The sequence below is a fragment of the Streptomyces sp. NPDC034085 genome (genome assembly GCF_055575555.1).
The window spans coordinates 554,755-577,445 of record NZ_JBVISL010000002.1 but is presented as its reverse complement, the minus strand read 5'-3'; the positions used below and the strand labels follow the sequence as shown (position 1 = coordinate 577,445).

26 protein-coding genes and 5 other RNA genes are annotated in these 22,691 nt (G+C 68.6%); 5 read left to right on the top strand and 26 right to left on the bottom strand.

Features of this window, described 5'->3' with window-relative positions; genetic code table 11:
• Positions 1 to 30: 30 nt before the first annotated feature.
• The gene (locus ACZ501_RS08055; protein WP_468793374.1) at positions 31 to 2,421 is read right to left on the bottom strand and encodes a xanthine dehydrogenase family protein molybdopterin-binding subunit; all 2,391 of its coding nucleotides are present in this window, start codon (positions 2,419 to 2,421) and stop codon (positions 31 to 33) included.
• 286 nt (positions 2,422 to 2,707) lie between these two features.
• On the opposite strand from ACZ501_RS08055, the gene ACZ501_RS08050 reads away from it, so the two are divergent.
• From ACZ501_RS08050 to ACZ501_RS08040, 3 genes are all read left to right on the top strand, one after another.
• Positions 2,708 to 4,327: a PucR family transcriptional regulator gene (locus tag ACZ501_RS08050; RefSeq protein WP_468793371.1), complete on the top strand. Its 1,620-nt coding sequence runs from the start codon at positions 2,708 to 2,710 to the stop codon at positions 4,325 to 4,327.
• A 52-nt stretch (positions 4,328 to 4,379) separates the two neighbouring features.
• Complete coding sequence (locus ACZ501_RS08045) at positions 4,380 to 5,570, top strand: hypothetical protein (RefSeq protein ID WP_468793368.1); 1,191 nt, start codon at positions 4,380 to 4,382, stop codon at positions 5,568 to 5,570.
• Positions 5,571 to 5,766: 196 nt separating this feature from the next.
• Positions 5,767 to 6,348, top strand: coding sequence for a Uma2 family endonuclease (locus ACZ501_RS08040; RefSeq protein ID WP_468793366.1), 582 nt, complete (start codon positions 5,767 to 5,769; stop codon positions 6,346 to 6,348).
• Between the two features lie 228 nt (positions 6,349 to 6,576).
• On the opposite strand, the gene ACZ501_RS08035 is transcribed toward ACZ501_RS08040, so the two are convergent.
• From ACZ501_RS08035 to ACZ501_RS07915, 25 genes are all read right to left on the bottom strand, one after another.
• A complete protein-coding gene (locus tag ACZ501_RS08035; RefSeq protein ID WP_356450156.1) occupies positions 6,577 to 7,836 on the bottom strand; it encodes a tyrosine-type recombinase/integrase in 1,260 nt (419 codons plus the stop codon).
• Between the two features lie 35 nt (positions 7,837 to 7,871).
• A complete protein-coding gene (locus ACZ501_RS08030; protein WP_356450158.1) occupies positions 7,872 to 8,054 on the bottom strand; it encodes a helix-turn-helix domain-containing protein in 183 nt (60 codons plus the stop codon).
• The gene (locus ACZ501_RS08025; protein WP_468793363.1) at positions 8,051 to 8,338 is read right to left on the bottom strand and encodes a hypothetical protein; all 288 of its coding nucleotides are present in this window, start codon (positions 8,336 to 8,338) and stop codon (positions 8,051 to 8,053) included. Before ACZ501_RS08025 ends, ACZ501_RS08030 begins: the two co-directional genes overlap by 4 nt.
• A 244-nt stretch (positions 8,339 to 8,582) precedes the next feature.
• Positions 8,583 to 9,011, bottom strand: a complete 429-nt coding sequence (locus ACZ501_RS08020) for a hypothetical protein (RefSeq protein WP_356450164.1) — start codon at positions 9,009 to 9,011, stop codon at positions 8,583 to 8,585.
• A complete protein-coding gene (locus tag ACZ501_RS08015) occupies positions 9,011 to 9,184 on the bottom strand; it encodes a hypothetical protein (protein ID WP_356450166.1) in 174 nt (57 codons plus the stop codon). Before ACZ501_RS08015 ends, ACZ501_RS08020 begins: the two co-directional genes overlap by 1 nt.
• A gap of 27 nt (positions 9,185 to 9,211) precedes the next feature.
• Positions 9,212 to 11,440, bottom strand: coding sequence for a deoxynucleotide monophosphate kinase family protein (locus ACZ501_RS08010; protein WP_468793360.1), 2,229 nt, complete (start codon positions 11,438 to 11,440; stop codon positions 9,212 to 9,214).
• Entirely contained in the window at positions 11,440 to 11,751 is a 312-nt protein-coding gene (locus ACZ501_RS08005) for a hypothetical protein (RefSeq protein WP_356450170.1), read from the bottom strand. The genes ACZ501_RS08010 and ACZ501_RS08005 overlap by 1 nt, the downstream gene beginning before the upstream one ends.
• A complete protein-coding gene (locus ACZ501_RS08000; RefSeq protein ID WP_468793357.1) occupies positions 11,748 to 12,107 on the bottom strand; it encodes a hypothetical protein in 360 nt (119 codons plus the stop codon). Before ACZ501_RS08000 ends, ACZ501_RS08005 begins: the two co-directional genes overlap by 4 nt.
• Before the next feature lie 34 nt (positions 12,108 to 12,141).
• Positions 12,142 to 12,209, bottom strand: an RNA gene (locus ACZ501_RS07995) — hammerhead ribozyme type II.
• A 55-nt stretch (positions 12,210 to 12,264) separates the two neighbouring features.
• Complete coding sequence (locus ACZ501_RS07990; protein WP_150171727.1) at positions 12,265 to 12,501, bottom strand: hypothetical protein; 237 nt, start codon at positions 12,499 to 12,501, stop codon at positions 12,265 to 12,267.
• Positions 12,502 to 12,614: 113 nt separating this feature from the next.
• Entirely contained in the window at positions 12,615 to 13,034 is a 420-nt protein-coding gene (locus ACZ501_RS07985; RefSeq protein WP_150171725.1) for a hypothetical protein, read from the bottom strand.
• Positions 13,031 to 13,273: a hypothetical protein gene (locus ACZ501_RS07980; RefSeq protein ID WP_356450172.1), complete on the bottom strand. Its 243-nt coding sequence runs from the start codon at positions 13,271 to 13,273 to the stop codon at positions 13,031 to 13,033. Before ACZ501_RS07980 ends, ACZ501_RS07985 begins: the two co-directional genes overlap by 4 nt.
• A gap of 9 nt (positions 13,274 to 13,282) precedes the next feature.
• Positions 13,283 to 13,681, bottom strand: a complete 399-nt coding sequence (locus ACZ501_RS07975) for a hypothetical protein (protein ID WP_468793354.1) — start codon at positions 13,679 to 13,681, stop codon at positions 13,283 to 13,285.
• An 80-nt stretch (positions 13,682 to 13,761) separates the two neighbouring features.
• Entirely contained in the window at positions 13,762 to 14,502 is a 741-nt protein-coding gene (locus tag ACZ501_RS07970) for a DUF2786 domain-containing protein (RefSeq protein WP_468793351.1), read from the bottom strand.
• An 18-nt stretch (positions 14,503 to 14,520) separates the two neighbouring features.
• Positions 14,521 to 14,589: hammerhead ribozyme type II (locus ACZ501_RS07965), an RNA gene on the bottom strand.
• A 1-nt stretch (position 14,590) separates the two neighbouring features.
• On the bottom strand, positions 14,591 to 15,094 hold the full coding sequence (locus ACZ501_RS07960; RefSeq protein ID WP_468793349.1) for a hypothetical protein: 504 nt from the start codon (positions 15,092 to 15,094) through the stop codon (positions 14,591 to 14,593).
• An 18-nt stretch (positions 15,095 to 15,112) separates the two neighbouring features.
• Positions 15,113 to 15,178: hammerhead ribozyme type II (locus ACZ501_RS07955), an RNA gene on the bottom strand.
• Positions 15,179 to 15,260: 82 nt separating this feature from the next.
• A complete protein-coding gene (locus ACZ501_RS07950; protein ID WP_356450180.1) occupies positions 15,261 to 15,686 on the bottom strand; it encodes a hypothetical protein in 426 nt (141 codons plus the stop codon).
• 33 nt (positions 15,687 to 15,719) lie between these two features.
• Positions 15,720 to 15,787, bottom strand: an RNA gene (locus ACZ501_RS07945) — hammerhead ribozyme type II.
• A 15-nt stretch (positions 15,788 to 15,802) separates the two neighbouring features.
• Positions 15,803 to 16,459 carry a hypothetical protein gene (locus ACZ501_RS07940; protein WP_356450182.1) on the bottom strand — a complete coding sequence of 219 codons (657 nt, stop codon included), beginning with the start codon at positions 16,457 to 16,459 and terminating at the stop codon, positions 15,803 to 15,805.
• A gap of 41 nt (positions 16,460 to 16,500) precedes the next feature.
• An RNA gene (locus tag ACZ501_RS07935) (hammerhead ribozyme type II) lies at positions 16,501 to 16,565 on the bottom strand.
• Positions 16,566 to 16,967: 402 nt separating this feature from the next.
• Complete coding sequence (locus tag ACZ501_RS07930) at positions 16,968 to 17,252, bottom strand: hypothetical protein (protein ID WP_356450184.1); 285 nt, start codon at positions 17,250 to 17,252, stop codon at positions 16,968 to 16,970.
• 1,327 nt (positions 17,253 to 18,579) lie between these two features.
• Positions 18,580 to 19,023 (bottom strand): hypothetical protein, encoded by a 444-nt coding sequence (locus ACZ501_RS07925; protein ID WP_467871678.1) that lies wholly within the window; start codon positions 19,021 to 19,023, stop codon positions 18,580 to 18,582.
• A gap of 79 nt (positions 19,024 to 19,102) precedes the next feature.
• A complete protein-coding gene (locus ACZ501_RS07920) occupies positions 19,103 to 19,912 on the bottom strand; it encodes a hypothetical protein (protein ID WP_468793347.1) in 810 nt (269 codons plus the stop codon).
• Positions 19,913 to 19,936: 24 nt separating this feature from the next.
• Positions 19,937 to 20,839, bottom strand: a complete 903-nt coding sequence (locus ACZ501_RS07915) for a hypothetical protein (RefSeq protein WP_468793344.1) — start codon at positions 20,837 to 20,839, stop codon at positions 19,937 to 19,939.
• An 807-nt stretch (positions 20,840 to 21,646) separates the two neighbouring features.
• Between ACZ501_RS07915 and ACZ501_RS07910 the strand changes: the two genes are divergently transcribed.
• Both ACZ501_RS07910 and ACZ501_RS07905 read left to right on the top strand, forming a co-directional pair.
• Positions 21,647 to 22,084 carry a phage terminase small subunit gene (locus tag ACZ501_RS07910; RefSeq protein ID WP_468793341.1) on the top strand — a complete coding sequence of 146 codons (438 nt, stop codon included), beginning with the start codon at positions 21,647 to 21,649 and terminating at the stop codon, positions 22,082 to 22,084.
• A gap of 35 nt (positions 22,085 to 22,119) precedes the next feature.
• The gene (locus tag ACZ501_RS07905) at positions 22,120 to 22,407 is read left to right on the top strand and encodes a hypothetical protein (RefSeq protein WP_468793338.1); all 288 of its coding nucleotides are present in this window, start codon (positions 22,120 to 22,122) and stop codon (positions 22,405 to 22,407) included.
• Positions 22,408 to 22,691: the final 284 nt, after the last annotated feature.

Sequence of the window (22,691 nt, the reverse complement as noted above, 5' to 3'; positions counted from 1 at the left end):
GCTGCCCGGTGCCCTTCGGGACGCGGGCCGTCAGAGCCCCGTCAGGTGCTCGGGGCGGACCGGCGTCCTGTTCAGCTCCAGCCCGGTCGCCGCGCGGATCGCCGCGAGGACGGCCGGGGTCGACGACAGGGTCGGGGCCTCGCCGATGCCGCGCACTCCGTACGGCGCGCGGGGGTCGGCCAGTTCCAGGTAGTCGACCGGGATCGTCGGGGTGTCGAGGATCGTCGGGAGCAGGTAGTCCGTGAAGGAGGGGTTGCGCACCTTCGCGGTCTCCGGGTCCACGATGATCTCCTCCATCACCGCGACGCCCAGGCCCTGGACGGTGCCGCCCTGGATCTGGCCGACGACCGACAGCGGGTTGAGCGCCTTGCCCACGTCCTGGGCGACGGCCAGTTCGACGACCTTGACCAGGCCCAGCTCGGTGTCCACCTCCACCACCGCGCGATGCGCGGCGAAGGAGTACTGCACGTGGCCGTCGCCCTGCCCGGTGACCGGGTCGAACGGCTCGGTGGGGCGGTGGCGCCACTCGGCCTCGATCTCCACGGCCTCGGCCTCGAGGACGTCCACCAGGTCGGCGATCACCTCGCCGTCACCCGTGACGACCTTGCCGCCCTCCAGGCGCAGTGCGGCGGTGTCCCACGCCCGGTGGTACGGCCCGAACCTGCGCCGGCCGATCTCCAGGACCTTCTCGCGGACGAGTTCGCAGGAGTTCTTCACCGCACCGCCGGTCATGTACGTCTGGCGGGCCGCGGAGGTCGAACCGGCCGACCCCACCCGGGTGTCGGCCGGGTGGATGGTGACCCGCTGGACGCCCAGCTCGGTGCGGGCGATCTGCGCGTGGACGGTGACGCCGCCCTGGCCGACCTCCGCCGCCGCGGTGTGGACCATCGCGACCGGCTCACCGCCGATGACCTCCAGGCGCACCTTGGCGGTGGAGTAGTCGTCGAAGCCCTCGGAGAAGCCGACGTTCTTGATGCCGACGGCGTAGCCGACGCCGCGGACGACGCCCTCGCCGTGGGTGGTGTTGGACAGGCCGCCCGGCAGGGCGCGGACGTCGGCCCCGCCGTCGGCGTCCTCCCACTGGCGCTCCGGCGGCAGCGGGCGGGCCTTGACCCGGCGCAGCAGCTCTGCGACCGGGGCCGGGGAGTCCACGACCTGGCCGGTGGGCATGACCGTGCCCTGCTCCATGGCGTTGAGCCGGCGGAACTCCACCGGGTCCATGCCCAGCTCCGCCGCGAGCTTGTCCATCTGGGCCTCGTACGCGAAGCAGGCCTGGACGGCGCCGAAGCCGCGCATCGCGCCGCAGGGCGGGTTGTTCGTGTAGAGGCCGATCGCCTCGATCTCGACGTCGTCGATGACGTACGGGCCGGCCGAGAGGGAGGACGCGTTGCCGACGACCGAGGCGGTGGAGGAGGCGTAGGCGCCGCCGTCGAGCACGATCCTGCACTTCATGTGCGTGAGCTTGCCGTCGCGGGTCGCGCCGTGCTCGTAGGACAGCTTCGCCGGGTGCCGGTGGACGTGGCCGAAGAAGGACTCGAAGCGGTTGTAGACCATCTTCACCGGCTTGCCCGTGCGCAGCGCGAGCACGGAGGCCAGGATCTGCATCGAGATGTCCTCGCGGCCGCCGAACGCGCCGCCGACGCCGGCCATCGTCATGCGGACCTTCTCCTCGGGCAGGCCGAGGACGGGCGCGATCTGCCGCAGGTCCGAGTGCAGCCACTGGGTCGCGACGTACAGGTCGACGCCCCCGTCCTCGGCGGGCACCGCGAGGCCGGACTCCGGGCCGAGGAAGGCCTGGTCCTGCATCCCGAAGGTGTACTCGCCGGTGACGATGACGTCGGCGCGCCTGCGGGCCTCCTCCACGTTGCCGCGAACGATCGGCTGGCGGTGCACGATGTTGGGGTGCGGGACGCGGCCGGCGTGGTGGTCCCGGCGGTTCTCGTGGACCAGGACCGCGTCCGTGGCGAGCGCGGAGGCCTCGTCGGTGACGAGCGGCAGCTCCCGGTACTCGACCTTGATCCTGGCGGCGGCGCGGCGGGCGGACTCCGGGTGGTCGGCGGCCACCAGGGCGACCGGCTCACCGTGGTGGCGGACCTTCCCGTGCGCGAGGACCGGCGTGTCCTGGAACTCCATGCCGTAGTACTTCACCGGGGCCGGCAGGTCCTCGTACGTCATGACCGCGTGGACGCCGGGGACGGTGAGGGCCCCGGAGGTGTCGATGGACACGATCTCGGCGTGCGCGACCGGGGACCGCAGGGTCTGGCCCCACAGCATGTCCTCGTGCCACATGTCCGAGGAGTACGCGAACTCGCCGGTGACCTTCAGGGTGCCGTCCGGGCGCAGCGTCGACTCGCCGATGCCGCCCCTGGTCCGGGATCGCTGGGTGACGTCGGTGGGGATTCCGGTGGTGTTGCCAGCCATGATCAGACCGCCTCTTCCTGGTGTTCCGTGACCCGGGGCGTGGACGGGACCGCGCCGCTCCGGCGCCGCGACCCCCGTGCGCGGCACCGGGCTCCGCTCTGGCCGAAACCGCTGTCGGCCGCACGCACAGCAGTAGACACAGCTCCCGCGGCGGCGAGGCAGTCACCGATCGCTCAGAACCGGCTTCCGTGCCGCCTGTGGACGACCGTGCCTTCCGTCCGCCGCACCCCGTTGAACTGCGGCGATACCCGTCGCGCAAGCAGCACGGCATGAGAGGGTGGCGCCCATGCGGCTACGCGAACTCCTGGACGCCGACGAGCTGGGGCTGCTGCTGCTCGTGGGCCCGCGCGACGGCGACGGTGGGCTCGATCGCGCCATATCCGCGGTCCCGACCATCGACCTGGCGGACCCCGGCCGCTTCCTCGGCGGCGGGGAACTCGTCCTCACGGGGCTCGCCTGGTGGCGTGCGGACGGGGACGCCGAGCCTTTCGTACGGGTCCTCGCGCGGGCCGGCGTCGCGGCCCTCGCGGCCGGCGAGGTCGAGCACGGGCTCGTCCCGCACGACCTCGTACGGGCCTGCCGGCGCCACGGCCTCCCGCTCGTCGCCGTACGGCCGGAGACCTCGTTCGCCGCGGTCACCGAGCACGTCCTGCACCGATTGCACCGCCGGGACGTCGGCAGCCTCGCCGCCGTCGTCGAACGCCACCGGCGGCTCCTCACCGACCGGGCCGCCCCGGACTCCGTACTGGAGCTGCTGCGGCACAGCCTCGGCCTGGAGGTCCGCGTCCTGTCGGCGACCGGGCGCCAGATCGCCGGGGCGCGCCCGCCCCTCCACCCCAAGACGGCGTCGGCCCTGGCCGCGCGGTACCTGGCCGCGCGCCGCGCGGGCGGGGCGGCCCCCCACCGGGTCACGGTCGGCGGCCGGCTCCACTCCCTCGTGCCGGTGCGCAACGGCCACGGGGACGCCGCCGAACTGGGCGACTGGCTGGTGGCGGTGGAGGCCGACGTGTCCCGGTGGCCCCCGACGGACGCGGAACTCCTCGACCGGGTCGTGGAGCTGCTCACCGACGCGCGGTCCGCACACGAGCGGGCCAAGGCGGCCCTGCGCGACCTGGCCCGCCGCTGCCTCGACCTGGTGCGCAGCAGCGTCCCGGCCGAGGAGATCCCCGTACGGCTCCGCAGCACGGCGCAGGCCGTCATCAGCGGGGTGGGCACCTGGCCGCGCTGCCAGTACGTGGTCGCGGGCGGCGAGCGGGACGGGGACCGCCCGGTTCCCGCGTCAGCGGTCCGCGTCCTGCTGGAGGAAGCCCTGGTCCAGGAGGACGGGCCGGTGAGGGCGACCGCGCAGGACATCGCCGCCACGGTCGACGGCGATCGGGCCGTGCTCCTCGTCCTGGTGCCCGAAGGGGCCGTCGACTGCGCCGCCCTCCAGCGACGGCTCTGCGCGGCGCTCGGGCGGTGGCTCGGCCCGGCGGACGGCGTCCGCGTCGGCGTCAGCTCACCGGTGGACGACCCCGGCGACTCCCGCCGCGCCCTGGCCGAGGCCCACAACGCGCTGCGGCTCGCCGCCGACGGCCCGGACCGGGTGACCGTACGCGGCCCCGACGACCTCACCGCGCACGTCCTGTCGCTGCTGCCCCTCATCCCGGCCGAGGCCCGCCGGGCCTTCGCCGCCCGCCACCTGGACCCCCTGCGCGACCACGACCGCCGCCACCGGACCGACCTGCTGGCCACCCTGGAGACGTTCCTCGACTGCGACGCGTCCTGGACCGAGACCGCCGCCCGCCTCCACCTGCACGTCAACTCGCTGCGCCACCGCATGGCCCGCATCGAACAGCTGACGGGCCGCGACCTGAGCCGCCTCGAAACCAAACTGGACTTCCTCGCGGCCCTCCGCTCCGGCTGATCCACACCGGACCGGCCCCGGGGGTGTCAGAGGCGGCTGCTTCCATGGCGTCATGAGCACCGTCCACGACACCGCCGCCCTCCTCCCCGACCCCGCCGGGCTCCGCGCCCACCTGCGCGCCCTGGCCGTCCTGGACGCGGCGATCGGCGACGACCCGCGGTACTGCCAGTACACCTTCGACGCGGCCTGGGGCCCCGGCACGGAGGCGGCCCTGATGGAGAACGGCTCGGGGGACGACTTCTCCGTGCTCTTCACCCCGGCGGGGGTGCTCGTACGCGGCTTCGACCACGAGTCGCAGATGAGCCCGTACGGCACGGACGACGAGCAGGTCTGGCCCGGCGTCATCGACGACGTGCCCGCCACGCTGCGCCCGCTCCTGGACGATCCCGCCTTCCACGAGGAGGGCCTCGGCGTCCCGCGGGTCACCGCCTGCCTGTGGCGGGAGACCGGCGACACCGCCTGGCGCACGGGCTCGGCCCTCACGTTCCCCCCGGGCAGCGCGGACCCGGACGGCTCCGGCTTCCTCTTCGACCTCCTCACGACCCGCTCACCCGAAGCGGTCCAGGCGCACTTCGAGGACTACTACGAGCGTCCCGTCCCCCTCGACGCCATCCGCCACGTCCTCGCCGGACACCCCCTCACCCCCGCCGTCGCCGCGGCCCTCAACCCGGCCGCCCTCTCGGACGACGCCCTGCTCGGCAGGATCGCCGCGCACCCGGAGGCCGCCTCCTACCTGGCCTGCGACGGCGAGTTCGACCTCGCCCGCACCGACCCGATCGAGCCGATCACCCTGCCTTGCGGCCTCCCGGTGGAACCCGTCGCCGGCTGCAACGCGGGCGGCACCCACTACCTCTGCGGCCCGGCCACCCCCGGCGGCCACCGGCCCGTCCTGTACACCGACTCCGAGGGCCGGGCCTCGCTGCTCGCCGAGTCCCTCGCCGAGGCCCTGACCCTCATGGTCGTCCTCCCGTCCTGGCACGACGCCCTGGCGGGCCTGCGCCCCCCGGCCCTGGGCGCCGACCACCTCGCCGACCACCCGGACCACCCCGCCGTCCGCGACCGCCTCCTCGCCGCCCTCCGTCTTCCCCCGGCCACCGAGCAGGAGGTCCTGGACCGCCTCCTCACCACCGCCGCCCGCACCGCCCCGGACGGCTTCCTCCCCCACGTCCCGGGCGAGGAGAACTCCCCCTTCGACCCCATGCTGCCCCCGAACCCCACGGCGCAGGACCCGACGCCCCGCTGACACGCCGGCTCCGACCTGCGACCCAGCACCGGTCCAGCCCGGCGCGAGTTGATCCAGAAAAGTCCAGCACCCACGGGGGGGACGACCGGCCCCGCCCGACCACCTGTGGCCGGCCATGGCGCGGCACGTTGCCGAAAGCCCCCGGACCGGGATCGCAGGCCCTCCAGCCTGAGCTGCGGGCCGCTACCGTGAAGCCATGACCGCACTGCCCGACTGGATGCGCCCGCCCCGCGCGGAAGGCTGGTTCGCGGAGGACCTCGACCGCCTCCCCGAGGCACCCCGCCACACCGAGCTGATCGACGGAGCCCTCGTCTTCATGATGTCGCCCCAGCGGTCCTGGCACGGCCGCCTCGTCACCGCCTTGACCACCACGCTCATGGCACAGGCACCGGCCGGCTTCGAGGTTGAGCGCGAGATGACGATCCGCCTCGATGCCCGCAACCGCCCTGAGCCGGACCTCTTGCTGACGAACCTGCCCTATGACCCCGACCGCACCTGGTACGCGCCGGAGGACGTGAAGCTCGTCGTGGAGGCGGTGTCACCCGAGTCCGCCCATCGCGATCGCACGGTAAAGCTCCGCAAGTACGCGGAGGCCGGCATCCCGCACTACTGGTGCATCGAGGACGAGGACGGGGCACCCGTCGTCCACGTCTACGAGCTCGACGAACCCACCGGCGCCTACGCACCCGCCGGGATCTTCCGAGGCACCCTCCAGCGCCCGGTGCCCTTCCAGGTCAGCCTGGACCTCGACAAGCTCACGCCGCCCCGAAGCAGCTGAAAAGCCAGCACCACGTCAGGACGGGAATGCAGAGCGGGTCGGACTCGTCAGAGTCCGACCCGCTCTGACCTGCACGTTTGATGAACCATCTCACGCCCAGTGACGAAACGATTACACGTTGAACCGGAACGTCTGACACAGAGCTGCGACCTGCGGAAACGCGCCCTCTGAAGATCGCATCCAGCACAGATCCAGCACGGTGGGAACCTAACCAGCACACCCAGCACATCAGGCAGCCGGACCGTACTCGCCGGGCTCTGCTGGAGCCTCGCTCTCGACCTCGACGGGCACCGGCCCCATGGCCTTCTGCATGATGGCACGGCAACGATCCCACGCCTCCGGGACGAGGTGCCCGTAGATGTCCACCGTGGTCTTGATCGACTTGTGGCCGAGCCACCGTGAGACCTCGTGGATCGGGATGCCGGCCGCCAGGGCGGTCGAGGCGAAAAAGTGGCGAAGCGAGTGCGGGTGGTACTTCGGATTGCCCTCGGCGTCGACCAGCCCGGCCAGCCTGCACGCCTTCTTGAAGTGGTAGCTGTAGGTGTTGGCGGTGGGCATGATCCCTTTGCCACGTTCACGCGGCGCAAAGAAGACCTTGACCTGGCGTGCCTTCCCCGCCGCGTTCTGGAAGGTCAGCGGAATCGGTTCCCACAGCTTCACGTGCGCGTCGATCTCGTCGCAGACGAATGGCGCGGCGGGCACGTCGCGGTACTCCCCCTCGTCGCGGTGCTTCAGCGGTACGAGCCGCGTCTTGCAATCCTCGCGGTGAGCCTTCGCGCTGATTTGCCAGCGGACGCGGATCACGTCGTTACGGAGACAGCCGACGTGGAAGGCGAGCGCCTCGCTGACCCGCAGTCCGGCCCCGGCCTGGAGCCAGACGGTGAGCTTGTACTGCGACGACATGTGCTCATGAAGCAGTCGCACTTCTTCAAGGGTGGGGATCTCGTCCTCGTCGACCGCGTGATTGCCGGGCGCGGTCTTCACGTCCTTGGTGGGGTCCTCCTGGATGACCTTCTCTTCCTTGGCCGACCAGAACATGTGCTTCACGAGCTTCATGCGATCGTGCACCGTGCTTGCCGCGAGCTTCTTGCTGATGGTCGCCTTGAAGTGCTCGATGTCCCGCTTCGCGACTCCGGCCATGGTCTTCCGGCCAAGCGCGGGTATCAGGTGGGTGTCGATGAATCCGCGGTAGTTCGAGTACGTCGAGTCCCCGATCACTCGGCGGCTCAGCCAGTCCTCCGCGTAGGCTCGAACCGTGATCTTCCCGGCCTGCGGGTCAATGAAGGTTCCGTGGTCTTTGTCGTTCTCAACCTTCGCGGCGAAGGCGTCCGCCGCCGTCTTCTTGGTGAAGCTCTCTTCCCGCTGGCGTGCGGTGCGCCCACCCGGCTCCCTGTACCTGACGGTCCAGTCGTGGCCGCAGCGCACCTTCTCGCAGGGGTAGAGCGGGCTTCGCTTATCTGTCTTGCATCTCTGAAAAACGGTAGCCATGTGGCCCCCCTTCGTGCTGGGGCAGGGCTGTGCCGTTACCCGTAGTTTTCGTCGAGGTACGCGACGATGTCGCGCTCACGGAATCGGAGGAGGCGGCCGACCTTCTGGGGCCGCAATCCCCACGTCCGGTACTTGTTCTTGACGGTGGTCTCGCTGACCTTGAGCCAGGCGGCCACCTCTTCCGGCGTAAGAAGCCGGTTACTGCCGCCCTGACTCAACGGGCGGGCCTCTCGCCTCGCTGCGCGTCGGTGAGCGAGTGCACTGTCTCCCAGGCAAGTGCTGCCGACTTCAGCGCGCGCTTCTGGTCCGCTTTGAGCCTCCGAATGCGGGCCGGCACGAGCGCTGGGTCGGAGAGGCCAAGGATTTTGGCGGCCTCGGCGAGCAGTTCCTTCGGGTCCTCAATCGGGGCGTGGCCGGGCTGGGAGTACACCCGGCACTCCTGGCCGGAGACGCCGAGCACCCAGCCCCAGCCGTTCGCCATGGCCTTCTCGCTGTACTTCAAGCGGCGGCCCCGATGTAGTCGGCGCGAGACTGCGCAGTCAGGTGCCACATTCCGTAATCGCACTCGTAGTACCGGTTCTCGCGGTACAGGCCGCGTCGGGACCCCTTGCGGTCGACTGCACGGTGCCGCATGGCCTGTGCGCGGCCGAGGGCCTTCTCGGCTGCCCGCTCGTCCTCGTAGGCGCGCTTGTTGCCGCACGGGCAAGTGCGGAACTCAACTGATCTGATACTCACGGCGGTTGTCCTCACTTCTCGAATCGGCTGCATGGGCAGGTGGGTATCTGACAGGCGCCTCGGGCGGCGCTGGCGGCGGAGTGGGTGAACGGGGCGTGTCCGCACTCGGAGTGCTGGCAGTAGCCCTTCCAGCCCTTCTTGCCGTCGATGTTGGCGAGCGTGACGCCGGGGCTGTTGAGCTTGACGAGCCGTCCTGTGCCGCCGATGGCGAGCTTGGAGGCGAAACTCTTGGCCTCGGCCTCGTTGCCAAACGGCGCCCAGTTCAGCCCGCGGCTTCCGTCACTCCAGGTGTGGACGAGGGCCACCCAGTCGCGCATCTGGAGGATGTCGGCGACTTGCTTGATGACCGCTTTGGCCATCTGGTCGGCACTGCTGAAGTCCGGGTCCTCCAGCAGTGCCTTGACCGCTTCGACCTCCTCCTTGCGGGGGGTCAGTCGCATCAGTCGTGGATCTTCACCGGGAAGGCGAAGAAGCGGGACGTGACCGCTGCTCCGACCCCGGTTACGAGGTAGGCGTCGGTGTCGATCTTGCGAGCGGTGTCTTCTTCCGCGTCGGTGAACACAGCTCCGACGGGCAGAGCGTTCAGGTCTTCCGGCGTCGTGATGGTGGCCATGGGGCTCCTCCTCTTTCCTGGTTCAACTTACCCTTTCAAGAGAGAGGGATCAAGTTTGCCATTCAGGTGCGCGGAGATCACTCGGAGCACCTCCCGGCCCAGCTCCTCGGGGCTACCGGCGTTCTCCAGGACCGCGTCGAAGCCCCACCCATCGAGGGCCGTTTCACTGCTGTGCGACGCCTCGCGGATGGCTGGCTGATCCGGGCGGACGAGCTTGATGACGATCCCGCCGCGCTTCCGGATTTCCTCGGCCTCGTTGGGGAAGCGCACGTCCGTGATCACTGTCGGCGCGTCTGGCTCCAGGTCGTTGAAGAGGGCCCTCACCCACACGTCCTCGCCGAGCACGGTCCGGCCGGCCTCGGTCCCGCACCGCTGCATCAGGCCCCGGAGATCCCAACTGAAGTCCTTCACCCGCTCCCACCCGTGCTTGTCGACCTCTTGGGCCAGGCCGTCAGGCTCGGCCGTCTCCACGCTGTCGATCATGGGGTTGAGCGCGTACAGGAAGCGCTTGATGGGGTCGGCGAAGGCTCGGCGCTGCCAGGTGCGTTCCCCGTCCAGCGCAGCGAGCGCCTGGGCGGCCGTATCCTTGCCCGCTCGGGCTGCGCCCGCGATGCCGATGAGGGGAGCGGCCGGTCGTACGGTCGGGGTTTCGTCCTGGGTGCTCTGCTCAGGGTCCGGCGCGGGGACCGGGATCGGGTCGGGCATGGGGGCTTCGAGGAGCTCGACCTCCCACTCCGGGAGCATCGTCACCCAGTTCTGACGCGTGGGTGCGGATTCGAGGCGCGGGTCAACATGCAGTCGGATGACCTTGGTTCGCGTGCCGTCCCAGGCGGCCGTCTTGTGCATGGGGTCGGCCACGAGGTAGCCCTCTCGGGTGACGGTGTGGCCTCGCGTGTCACGCCCGACCGCGCGGACCTTCTGCCCGGCCTTGAGTTCGGTGAGCTTGGCTTTCATGGTCATGGGGACTCTCTCTTCGTTCGTAGCCGCAGGCGCGGCCGGGCGGTCGTAGATTTCGGCGAGGTACGCGTGGAGCTGCGGCTCCCACTGCTTCCCCAGGAGGGCACCCATCACGACGGCGCCCATAGGCGGGGCGACGACATCGCCGATCTGCTGCGTGCAGGATGAGCGGGAGCCGGTCCAGGGGTAGCCGGGGCGGAAGCCGACCAGGAGCGCAGCCTCGTCGAGCGAGAAGCGCCGGTCTTTATCGTGCTCCCAGTACCAGCCGCGGATTTTCGAGGTGATGCCTGTCGCGGGCTTGTCCGCGCTCCAGCAGTTGCCGCCCGCCGTCTTGCGGACGCCTCGGGTGTTGACGCGGATACCGGAGGGCCAGCCGAGGGCCTCGGCGGCGGTGGTCGACGGCAGGGGCGCCTTCGGGGTGAGCGCCTCCATGTCCACGTAGGCGTGCCGGGCGGCCATGAGGAAGACGCGCTTACGCCGTGAGGCGAGGCCGTAGTCCACGGCGTCGAGGACGCGGTACTCGGCGCTGCACCAGTCGGCGGCCCACAGCTCCTCGCGTATCCCGTCGAGGATGTTCTCCGGCAGGGCGGAACTCTGTTCCATGGCCAGCCATCGGAGGTTGTCCCACTGAGCGGTCAGGGCGAGCGACCAGATCAGCACCTCGGCGATCAGGCCGATTCGCTCGTCCGTCATGTCGGCAATCGGTGATCGGACCTCGTCGAAGGTGAGGAGAGGCCCGGTGAAGCCCGAGTATCCGTCCCAGTCCGGGTTGCTACAGATCAGGCAGTGGTCCGCCCACTCGCATGGGCCGCACTCCCGGCTGTCGTGCCAGTGCCCGAAGGTGGCCTCGAAGGCCATGGTGAACACGTCCAGGAGGAGTTCCTGATTGCGCGGGTCCTGCCCGGCGCGCTTCCCGGCGGGCGTCCAGCACTGGCACGGCGCGGTGACGATCAGGCCGCGCACCCACCGAAGAGCAGGGTTCCAGGGGTCTAGGTCGCGCACGTCCATGGTGATCCGCTGGAACCCGGCTGCTGTCGCGGTGGCCGAGGCGTCCCGGTTCAGCTCTACGCCCACGATGTCGAGGGGGAGGCCGAGCACATCGCGGATGCCGACCTCTAGCCCTCCGGGGCCGCAGAAGAGGTAGACCACACGGTCGGGCTCTCCGGGTTCGGGCTCGAACAGCCATCTCGCGGGGAAGGGGGCGGCTATCGCCTCCAGCTCCTCTTGGGATCGTCCGGACAGATCCAGTTCGATCCTCGGGCCGAGAGCGCCAGCCGTGTCGAGACGGATCAGGGACATCAGATCGTCTCCGAGTGGGCCCAGGCGTCGAGCAACTCGGGCGTGCCTTTGAAGATGGCCTCGACCATGCACAGCGGATCGTCTTCGAAGATCCAGCTCGGCTCGATGGGCGCTTCTGCACCGGAGGGGCCGTTGGGGTAGCTGTCGACGATGCGCTGAGCCACGAGCGGGTAGGCGGCCTCACGCATGTTGCCGCTGGAGCCGCGCGGCACCTCGACCGTGCAGACCATGGACGGCATGTCGTACGAGACGCCTTCGGAGTCGCTCTCCCAGCGCACGACGAACGTCACGGTGAAGGTGTCGGCGCTCACGCGGCCTCCCCCAGGCCGTAGGTCTCGCGGTGCCGTCGCGGCATGTCGACGGGAGCGTGCCAGACGAGGGGCTCGTGCTCCTGGCGGAGGGCGTGAACGGTCAGGTGCTCGGCGGCCTCGTCCCGGCCGGCATGGTGGGCGTGGTCGAGTACGGCGGTCAGGAGGGCATCCGGGGCGACCTCGTACGAGGAACCAGCCCACTTGATCTCGTGGCGGAAGTCGATGGTCGGCTGGTGCTGGTAGATGTGCACCGTTGCCTTGCCTCCGCCCCACAGGAGTGTGATCCGGTAGGTGTCGTTCGTGAAGTAGCGGGCTTCGTCGCTGTTGAGCGCGACGGCGCCGTGCGTCGTGGCCATCAGGTACCGTGCCTTTCGTTGGGCTGGCGTGTTCATTTGGCTGGCATCGTCAGGCGGGGGACACCACTCCCCCGCGACCCGGCTCACCACCGGGTTTCGCCCACGGGCACCCCTCCCCACCTCGTATGGGGAGGGGTGCTTGCGTTGAAGCAGACGGTCAGAGGTCCGTGCCGTAGATGTCGGTCACGTCGCGGGAGATGTCGTGCGCGTCGTCGGTGTCGTGCGCGTCAAGCCACTCGTCCTCGTTCTCGTCGAGCCAGTCCTGAAGGGCCTCTTCGTCGTCGGCAATGTCGGCCGGGACGGTGACGGTGGCCTCCACGTCGGTGACCGTGGTCTCCGTGACCTCGAAGCGAACGGTCAGGGTGACGGTCTTGGGCTCGGTTACGGTCGTCACTTGCTCTCCAGTCGGATTCGTACGCGGCAGGGGGCGCAGGTCAGGTCTTCGTCGAGGAGCTCGGGCACGAGGCCGCACCCCAAGCACGGTTCGGTGTTGCGGTCGGTCATGAGCTAGCCCTTCAGCGCGCGGTCGAGGACCGGCCAGTAAGAGGGGCAATCCGAGTCGGGCCAACCGTTGCGCTTGCCCCACTCGCGGCGGGCCTGGGCGGCGCACTGCTCGCACATGAACTGGTCGCCGAGGACGTGCCTCGTCCAGGGGCCCCGGCCGCGCACCTTCCCCCGGCAGGTCTCGCAGGGACCACCACCGCGGATGTGCTGATAGACGAGCGTGGTCTTCCCGTTGAAGGGTGAGGTTGACCAGACGGCCGCGTGACCGTGCTCCTCGGCCCGCTCGTGGGCGAGCTTGAAGGCGTCGCGGTACCCGTAGTCATGGAAGGTGCCCTCGACCTGCTCCATGCGGTCGTGGCAGTAGAGGCCGTGGCTCGGCGCATCCGGGTCAGGGCAGACGTACACGTCGTATCGCCAGCTCACTTCGCTCCCTCCTTCGTGGCGTCCTGGAGGGCGTCGAGGATCTCGGCCATGGCGGGGCTCGGCCGCTCCTCCTCGGGGAGCAGCTCGGCGGGGAGGCTGATGAGGAGCCTGTGCGTCTCCTGGGAGAGAGCGAGCAGGGTGTACCACTCGGCCGTGCCGGGGTCGAAGTCCTCACGCCAGACGGTGACTTCGCGGCACATGCTGAGAACCCTGCGGATGGAGTCCTGGAGGTTGTCCATGTCGGCCTTTCAGGCTTCGGGAGGGGTGTCGTGGGCAATGCAGGTCGACCGGCGGCACGGGCGGCCGAGCGAGGCAATGAACTCGCGGTGGGCATCGAGCCCGGCCTTCAGCCAGTCGTCGCCCTCGACGAACTGAGGGCGCTTCTCGGCCCAGAGCTCTCGGGCCCACTCGATGTCGCGGACCTCGTGAAACTCCGAGGCCCCGTGTTGGCGGATCAGGTCGACCCAGGAGGCCCGAGCGCGGTCGTAGGCGCTGCGGGAGTGGTTGTATCCGGAGGCCGGATCGATGTCCTCCATGGGGACGCCAGACTCCAGGCAGAGGGCTATCCGGGCGTCGGCCATCGACGTGGCGCGGTCCGGGCACCGCGAGTTGGCGGCGGCGTAGAGGATGAGGGTGGCGCGGCGCATGGTGCCTTTCGGGCAGGGGGCCGCCCCGCCAGTGACAGGGCGGCCCAGGGCGTACGGGTGTGGTCAGGCAGGCGTGGGCGTCATGCCGCGATGGATCGGCCGGCACGGGTCCCGACGCGCTTCGCGCCTATGTCGGCCCGGCGACCGGCGGCCGAGCCCTCCTCGAAGGCGGAGGTCCGGCGTGTACGCGGCTTGTACTCGCCGACGCCGCTCGGGTTCGCCTCGTCGGCGGCCCGCTTGGCGATGGCCGCGCGGTCGGCGAGGACCAGGGCGACGGACGTGCCGTGCACGGCCTCGGCCTCTCCCTTGGCTCGCGCTTCGGCGTCCTTGATCCGCTGGACGACGGTGTACGTGAAGCCGCGCAGCCACGCCTTGCGGTGGGTGGCGAGGGTGGTGGACTCCCACCATTCGGGGCGCGTGGCCCGCAGCCCGTTGGACGCCTGGAGCGAGAGGGAGGCGTAGAGCATTTCGGCGCGCTCGATGTCGGACTCGAAGCCGTAGAGCTCGACCGTGTACGTGAAGCGCTTCTCTCCGCGCTTGCGCATCTGGCTCAGGATCGGTTCGACGCTAACCGCCTTGGCAATCAGCGCGGCCAGGAGTCGACGCTCCGAAGCGTACGAACCCTCGATCACGATGGTGCGCTGAATGACCTTGTCGGTAGTCGGGTCGGACGCGGCGAGCATGGCGCGCTCGATTCCGTACTTCCCCATCAGTTCGGCGGCCTTGCCGAAGTACGCCTCTGCTTCCTCGGGGGTGACTCCGGGGTCCTCCGCCTTGGCGAGAATGGCGCGGATCTTGGCAAGGGTTGCCTCGTTGGACATGTGACTCTCTTTCGTGCAATGCGGCTGGCATCATCAGGAGGCGGACACCACTCCGCCCCGACACCTCCTTCCGAAGGTGTTTCGCCAGTTACTTCGTCGGGGAATAGGCCATCAATTCGGTGAGCCAATTCCTGATGTCTGCAAGGGACTTGGCGTGCCTCGTGGCCGCGTCGGCACCCTGGGCGATGTAGGTACGAGCAGGGCCCTGCACATCCGGGAATTCGCGGCTAAGGCGGTCCGCTTCCACAAGGTCGGCAGCTTGGCGCCGAATGACGGCGATGTGCACGGCCTTGCCCGAGACCGCGACGAATTCGATAGCGCGGTCACAGGAATCGATTTCATCGACAGCCCGACCGAGACGCACTCGGGCGTCACGCATGTCGCTCGCTTCAGCGCTACGTTCACGGATTACGTCGAAGACGCCGGACAGAGTGCGCCCGTTGTTCCTCTCCGAGAATCGGCGGTGCTGGTTCCGCAACTCGATCACGTTGTTCTCAAGCCGCTCGATCTCGATGCGTAGTGCGCGATCGAGTTCGGCGGCGTAACGCGCCACAAGCGCACCGCAGTTGTGGCCGTAGGTTTCCGCGTTCATGGTGCCTCTTTCGTATTAATGCGGCTGGCATCGTCAGCACCCGGACACCACTCCGGGTGGACCTCCTTTCTGGAGGTTTCGCCATTGGCTACTTCATGTGTCCTTCCGTTTTTGGGCAGGGTGGAGCGTCGGCCTGGGGGTAGACCGGTCCCTTGGGGTGCGGGATTCAGGCCCCGATTACCTCGGCCTCTTCGATGTCGTCCGAGTTCTCCGACCCGTCCGCAGCCTGGTTGCCCATCTCGTGGTGCTTCATCCAGAGCTCACCGGCATCCGGGCGTCCGGCCGCAGCCAGCAGCGCGGAAAGCGCCGAGACCTCGCCGTATGTCAGACCGTCGGCCTGGTGCACAGCGGTAAGCGGGTTATCGAAGGCTTCGGCGAATTCGGCGACGGCGTAATTCAGCGCGCGGTGCGTCTGGGCCGTCACGCGGGCCTGCACCTCGGCCTCCATCGCCTTACGACGCTCGACTTCGAGGAGCGCCTCCAGGGCGTCGATCTCGTCGAGGGAGTGGTAAAAGGCGTGCAAGGCCAGGTGGCCGACCTCGGCCCGGAGCTTGCGGCGCTGAACCCAGTTCGTGATGAAGGGAATTCGCATTTCGTGCCTCTCACGTGCGGTGTGTTCTGCGTGCTTTGGCTGGCATCGTCAGCACCGGGACACCACTCCCGATGGACACCCCCTTTCAGGGTGTTTCGCCGGTTCAAGTTAGCCTTTCAGGCCCGAGAAAGGTCGCGGTTGTGCGTGACCTCCTGGACGTGGATTCCGTGCGGGTGCATCACTCCGCAGTCGGATTCGCCGCACCCGCATTCGTCGCGAAGGGTCTGCGCGTGCATCTCGGCGCAGCCCTGGGCGTACTGCCAGGCGGACCACAGGGACGTGAACACCGACTCGGCGTCCTTCTCGTACCCCTCGCGCTGCGTCACCCGGACGCGGTCGGGCGCCTCGGCCTTGACCTCCCAGTGCCCCAGGAGTTCGGCGACCTCGTTCCAGACGCGCACCTCGTGCGCAGGCTCGCACTCCCCTGCGAAAGAGCAACCAGTGCCGTCGCAGTGATCCGTGAAGCAGTGGTTCGAGTTCGCCGGGTCGCACGCCTCCCACTCGTCGCGGGGGCAGCCCTCACAGTACCGAGCGCCGAGGATCGTCCGACTGCAACAGTCGCAGTCGTGGTATCCGCGCACGATCTCCTCGGACTCGTCTTCGAGCAGCTCCCACCCCTCGGGCACGAACAGCTCGACGTCGTCCGGCTCCTCGGAGAGGTACTCCTGGATGTACGTCGTCTGGGTCGCCCCCGGACAGCCGGGGTACGGCTGAGCAACGATCAACATCAGGTTGTACGCCGCCTCGGACGGAGGGACGATCTTCGCGTTCATGTTGCCTCGTTTTCGTGTTCGTTCGGCTGGCATCGTCGGCACATCACCGACTCGTCAGGTCACGGGCACCACCCCGTGACGACGCTCGACTTCGAGCGTTTCGCCACGAGGGACAGGCCGGCCGCGGGGCAGACCTGTCCCCCAGACCCCGCTACGAGCGGGGGCGGAAACCGTTCGCTGGGACGAGATCCCCAGACTCGGAGCGGCGCCACATGTTCGCCGCCCTCATCGCGATCTCGTCAGCAGGCAGGGGACACAGGCGGCACCACCGCTTGAACTCCCCAGGTTTCGGCGCAGGGTTGGCGATCTCGATCACGTCCCCGCACCGCGCCATCGGAGCGGACTCCGACACGTGGTCGAGGGTGTGGAGAACGCCCCCCTGGCGTCCCGGCTTGAACCCGACTTCAGACATCTGGACCCATCCCTCATGAGGGGCCGCCCTCCCACCTCGTACGGGAGGGCGACCCTCGTGGTTCAAGTTAGCCAATCAGCGCCGAAAAGAAGGGCGTCACGGCAGGATCGAGAGCAGGGCGACCGTCAGCATGTCGGCCACATCCCGCGCCTCGTCGCGCTCAGCGCGGAGCATCTCCTCCTCCAGGATGGAGGCGAGGATGGTCACCGCGTGCGCTTCCCGCTCCTGGCGCAGCTCGGCCCGCGTCGCATCCAGCTCGCGCTGGACAGCGAACAGCCGCTCCGCCAAGTGCTCGGCCTGTACCGCGAAGTCGCAGTCCTGGGCATCCGTGGCCTTCTTCAGGTTCACACCGGGGTACGCCTTGAACGTGGTGCTGGACATGTGTCCTCTTCTCGTACGGGCCGGGACATGCCGGCCTGGAGGTACACCCCACCTCTTGATGGAGTGCTGGCACCCAACCGACCGGAGGCGATTGGGTCTCAGCACACCACCGAGCCGAAGCCCGGCGGGTGCTCACACGTTCGTTGTAGGCAAGGTGTCGGGTGCGGAGTTCTGCCGCAGTCGCGGCCCTCACGCACCTTCGCAGTCATCTATCCATCGCAGCCCAGCCCGCCCCACGTGGGCATTCGAGGCTGGTGACGGGCGCTTTCGCGCTCCAGTCCGCTGCGGAAATTCGCGTTCACTGTTGAGTTCTCAAGGGACAGCAGCTTGCTTTCTACTCACAACCCCGAAGGGCCGCTTTCGTCCGCGCCTACCAGGTCTTTCCCCTGGCGAGTCACCGCACTTCCGGCCGCAGTTTCCTGCCGCCCGCCCTACTCCTCCCCAGGTAGTCAGCCACCTGGGAGGGGGCCCGCCGATTACCCGGCGGTGGTGCACCCGATGCCCGGATGCTGGCGTGAAGGTCATCCGCTCAACCCCTGGGGGCCTCGCGGTGGCTCCGACCCTAGCGGATCTTCGCCGTTTGGTTCAAGTTCGCCTTTCGGCTTCGAGTGAAGCGGACTCCGTGACCCTTGCGAGCCCCGGTCCTCCGCTTCGGTCTGAACCGTATCAGGTCCGGGCTGGTGGTTCAAGTTCGCCTTTCGGCTTCGTTCCCGCGCTCCCCGACCCTTACGAGCTGGGGTTTCTGCGGTGAGCCCTAACCCTAACGGGCCAGTCCTCGTTGGTGCAAGTTGGCCTTTCGGCTTACTCGCGGCGTCCCGCTCCGGTCATTCGCTGGCCGTCCGGGTCCCGCCTCCATGGCTTCGTGTCTCGGTCGGCCGCTGCGGTGTCCGTCGTGGCGACGGGTCAGACATTGGCTTAGTTGAACCAAGCGGCGCAAGTCTGGTGTCCGCGATGTCCGAATAGTCTTCCGCATTGTCCGGATTCGTCCGCGCCTCGCGTGCCCGGAATGCCCGGATTCAAGCGCGCCCGGCCTGGCCTGCCCATGCCCAGGCCCGGATGAGGCGCGCGTTCCACTGCGCCGCGCGTCGCGCACACGGAAGATGTCCGGTTCGCCTTGCTGCATCCCGTTCTCACGTGGCTTGACGGGGTGCGCCGGGTGGGTGGGGGTATGACCCCCAGTACGCGAGCGGCCGGACCGCCATGTCTTAGCCGCTCGGATTCTGCCACGGTTCCAGGGTCGACCAACGGCCGAGGCCCCGGCTGCCACCTGGGCAAACGGGGCCTCGACGGGCGCAGGGATCGGGCCCTTAGCCCTCTCCGTCCTGCCTCACCCCTTCAACGCCTTGAGTGCTGTCGGTCGGGACATGACGCGGGCGGCCTTGTCGGCGACGCGATTCTTCGACAGGCCCCCTCGGTTCGCCTCGCGCATCGCCTCCACCAGCTCCTTGCCGGCCTGTTCTGCCGCGTGGTCAGCGATGAGCTTTGCCTCGATGGCCACTTCGAGAGCGTGCACCGAAGGCTCGGCCGGTGTGGGGTCGTCGACTGCGGCGTAGGCGCCGTTCGTGCCGGTCACCTCCACCGCCAGGACGTGTTCCTCGGCGTGCTCGGCCGGAGGGTCGGTCAGCCAGCGCTTCAGGATGTCGCGGCCGAGGTCGTGAGCGGTCCCCGTCCAATCCGCGGCGATGCCGGTGGCGATCTCCCGGCCGTCAACGACCTGGGGGTCGGGGCCAACGATCGTGTACTCGAAGATGAGAGCTTCGTGTTCCGTCATGCCGCCAGGATGCCGGTCAACGCCTTGACCAGTCAAGTGTTTTACCAGTAAAGGCGTTGACCAGCTATGGAGTGCCGGGTCAGGCCGCTCGAACTTCGCCGAGGTACCGGTACCCGGACCGTTTCGAGCAGCCGAGGCGCTCGGCGAGCGTCTCGCCGGTGACCTTCTCGCCCTTCGCCTGCATGGCGGCGACCGTGTTCTTGACGACTGCCAGCGGGACGGCCTTCCTGGCGGCACCCTTCTGCCGGGGCTTCTGCTCCGCCTTCTCGGCCTCTGCCAGGTCGCCGGTCAGCTCGTCGGTGATCTCGCCGAGCTCGTCCGCCAGTTCGTCGGCGGCGGCTGACAGATCCTCGTACTCGTTGACGATGCCATGGCTCTTGGCGACGAGCTGGCGGCCTGCCAGGTCGAGGGCCTCTGCCAGCTCGCCCGCCAGGTAGGTGGCCGTCTCCTCCAGCTCGCGCAACTGCTCGGCGACTGTGACTTCGGCGGCCGGCATGGCTGCCATGTGGAGCATGTGCGCCACGACGAGCGGTGGCACTGCGGATACGGCTGCGACGAGGATCGCCGAGGTTGCCATGTAGCCGCGATCGATTAGGTGCGCCACGACTTGAGCTGACAGTGCCAGGCCGAGGGCGGCCCCGGCGCCGATGGTGGCAGTGACACGGCCGGGCGCCTTGGCACGGCGGCGGATGTCGGAGATGACGGCTGCGCAGGCGGCGTAGGCGGAGACGCACACCGGCATGAGCCATGTCGTCCAGCCGTGCCAGCCCGCCAGTTCTGCCATGCGTATCTCGCCAGGGACGGACATGACGAGGGCGGCAACGAGGACGAGGGGCCTGCCAGCGGTGAAGACGACACGCGCGTACCAGGGCATGTGCATCGAAGACATGGGGTGCCTTTCCGGTACGGGCGGTCAGGCCGCGACGGCGGCGCGGCAGAGCGCGCGGCCTCGGCGGGCGGTATCGAGATCGTCGGCCTGGTCCTCGATGGCATGGGTGCCAGCCAGGAAGGCGGTGGCGCGATCGAGCTCTTCGCGGCAGGCGCCGCACACGGCGCCTCGACGGCCGAGCGGGAAGGGGGCGTGGCAGACCTCGCAGCGGTCGCGGGTGTCCGGCGCCGGGGGCGCCTTCGGCTGCGGCTTCGCGGGCATCTGGTTCTTCAGCCGGTAGGAGACCAGTGCGGCGGCGCTGTCGACCTGCTCGGGCAGGCGGTTGGTCAGCACGTTGACGATCTTGAGCTGGCTGTGGCCCTCGGTGAGCCAGGCGGCGGCGAGCGGGGCGAGGCGGAGAACCTCGGCGGTGCTGAGCGTCAGGCGGCGGTCGGTGTCGCCGAGCTTCGAGAGCGTCTGGGCGGCACGGCCCATCTCGGCGTCAGCCGTGGCGGCCTGATCGTTCTTGCCGCCGAAGGCTTCTTCCTCCTCCTCGTCGGCCTGGGCCTGCTCCTCGCCGTCGCTCTTGGCGGAGGGGGCGGGGAGGAGGTTCTTTTCCTGGGTCTTTTCTCCCTTGGGAGAGCCGCCGACGGACCGAGGCCCCGGTTCACCGACCGTCGGGATGTGGTCAGTCGGAAGATCAGAGACGTGCGTCTCGGTGCACCAGAGACCCGTCTCGGGGACCTGGAAGCGTTCGCGGCGGAGGTAGCCCGCGGCTTCGAGCTGGTTGAACGCCTTGCTGACCAGGCGCTTGCCTTCCTCCACGTCGTCGGTCATGGACTCGACCGTGACCTTCGTTTTGTCGGGGAGGGACAGCAGGGTGACGAGGAGACCGCGAGCGGTCAGGGAGAGCTTCTTGTGCCGCGCGGCCTGGTTGGGCACGACCACGAAGGAGTGGTCATGCCGGTTACGATGCACTCGCATTCAGAATCCAACCTTCTGAGTGTGCTTGATCAGGCCCCGGCCGGGTGTTCGCTGCACCTGGTCGGGGCCGCCTGCGTTGCAGGCAGGACCCGAAGGTACAAGTTCGCCTTTCGCTTGTCTACCCGGTTCAACTTCTCCCTTGCGCGGCCCCCGAGGGGCCGCCTCCGCTCGCCGCCCTCCCCGTCGCCGTGGCGGCTCCGGCTGTCGCCGTCGCCTGTGTCCCAGATCACTCGAACCACGTTTCCGAAACCAGGTACCTCGTTCCCTATATATAAGTAGAAGGCAATAAGGATTACTTAGCGCCTTCTATTGGCGGCCCCGAAGGGGCCGCACAGAGGGAAGTCACAAAAGGCTTGAGGGAGGCGCTATTCCTTCCTGGAGCTCTTCAGATAGGCGCTTGCGCCTGCCCCCCAATTGGCCACAGATCCGTAAGCGGATACTCCGCAGGGACGGCCATCGGTGCACAGCCAGAGACGATTACGGCGTGCGATGTGCCGAACCCGCCACGGATGTGGACCACATCATTCCCGGTGACGACCACCGAGAGCCCAACCTTCAGTCACTCTGCGGGTGGCATCACCGGGTCAAATCCTCCCGAGAGGGCGGTGCGGCTAAGGCCGCTATTCGAAGGCGCCACGAGCGCCGATTCCGCAGGACCGAGGAACACCCCGGCCTGATGTGACTGCGCTGGAGCTCCGGGCGTGTACCCGTCGAGCCCGCGCCGGCCCCCGAGGTTCTCCCCTCCCTCGGGGGCCTTCGATCCGAAAGGAGGTGGGCGAGATCCCTGGCCCCGTACCGAATCGGGAGGCGGATCTCGCCCGCCCCCGCGAGCGTAAAGGCGCCGATGTCCAGTCCGTCACCAAGGGTGTGCTTCGGGACGTCAAGGTTCCTAACGCTGACCGGGACTGGCATCCAATTGCACGCCGTCTCTGGGACTCCTTGAAGTCCAGCGGCCAAGCCGACTTCTACCAGAACAGTGACTGGGCATTCGCCTATTCGCTCTGCGAAGACCTGAGCTTCTACAAGAAGTCCGGAAAGAGATCCGGACAGATGCTTCAGACCATCTACAGCGCATTCGAAAGGCTGCTCGTCGCCGAGGGCGACCGGCGCCGCGTGCGTATCGAGCTGCACGAGCCCGAGCCCGAGGAGCAATCCGCGGCCGTACTCGCCATCGCCGATTACAAGAAGGAGCTGGGGCTCGCCGAGTGAGCCGCTCTCCGAGCGGCCCGACTCCATGAAGGGAGGTGAGTCCCATCTCAGCCCTGACCATAGAACAGATCGACGCTCTCGAACCGACCTTCCTCGGCCCGACGTGGCGGAAGACGCCAGACGGCTCCTGGGCACTGCCAGAGCGCACGCTCGGTTGGCAGATCGCCGGATGGTGCGCGGAATACCTGCGCGCCGAGGACGGCGGCCCTTGGAAGTTCACTCGCGAGCAACTGCGCTTCGTTCTCCATTGGTATGCACTGGATGAGTCCGGCCGGTTCCTGAACCGAAAGGGCGTTCTCCAACGCCTCAAGGGCTGGGGTTGACCGGCAAGGACCCCTTGCTTGCCGTCATTTCCCTGGTCGAATTCGTCGGACCCTCCCGATTCTCACACTGGGGCGCCTCCGGTAACCCTGTAGGCGTTCCACACCCTCAAGCCTGGGTGCAAATTGCCGCCGTTTCTCGCGACCAAACGAGAAATACCATGACGGTGATGCCTTCCCTCATGTCGGACAAGCTGATCGAGACGTACGGCATCAAGGCCGGCGCCGAGCTGATCCGGGCAAATGGTGGCCGTCAACGACTTGAGGCGGTGACAAGTAGTTATCGC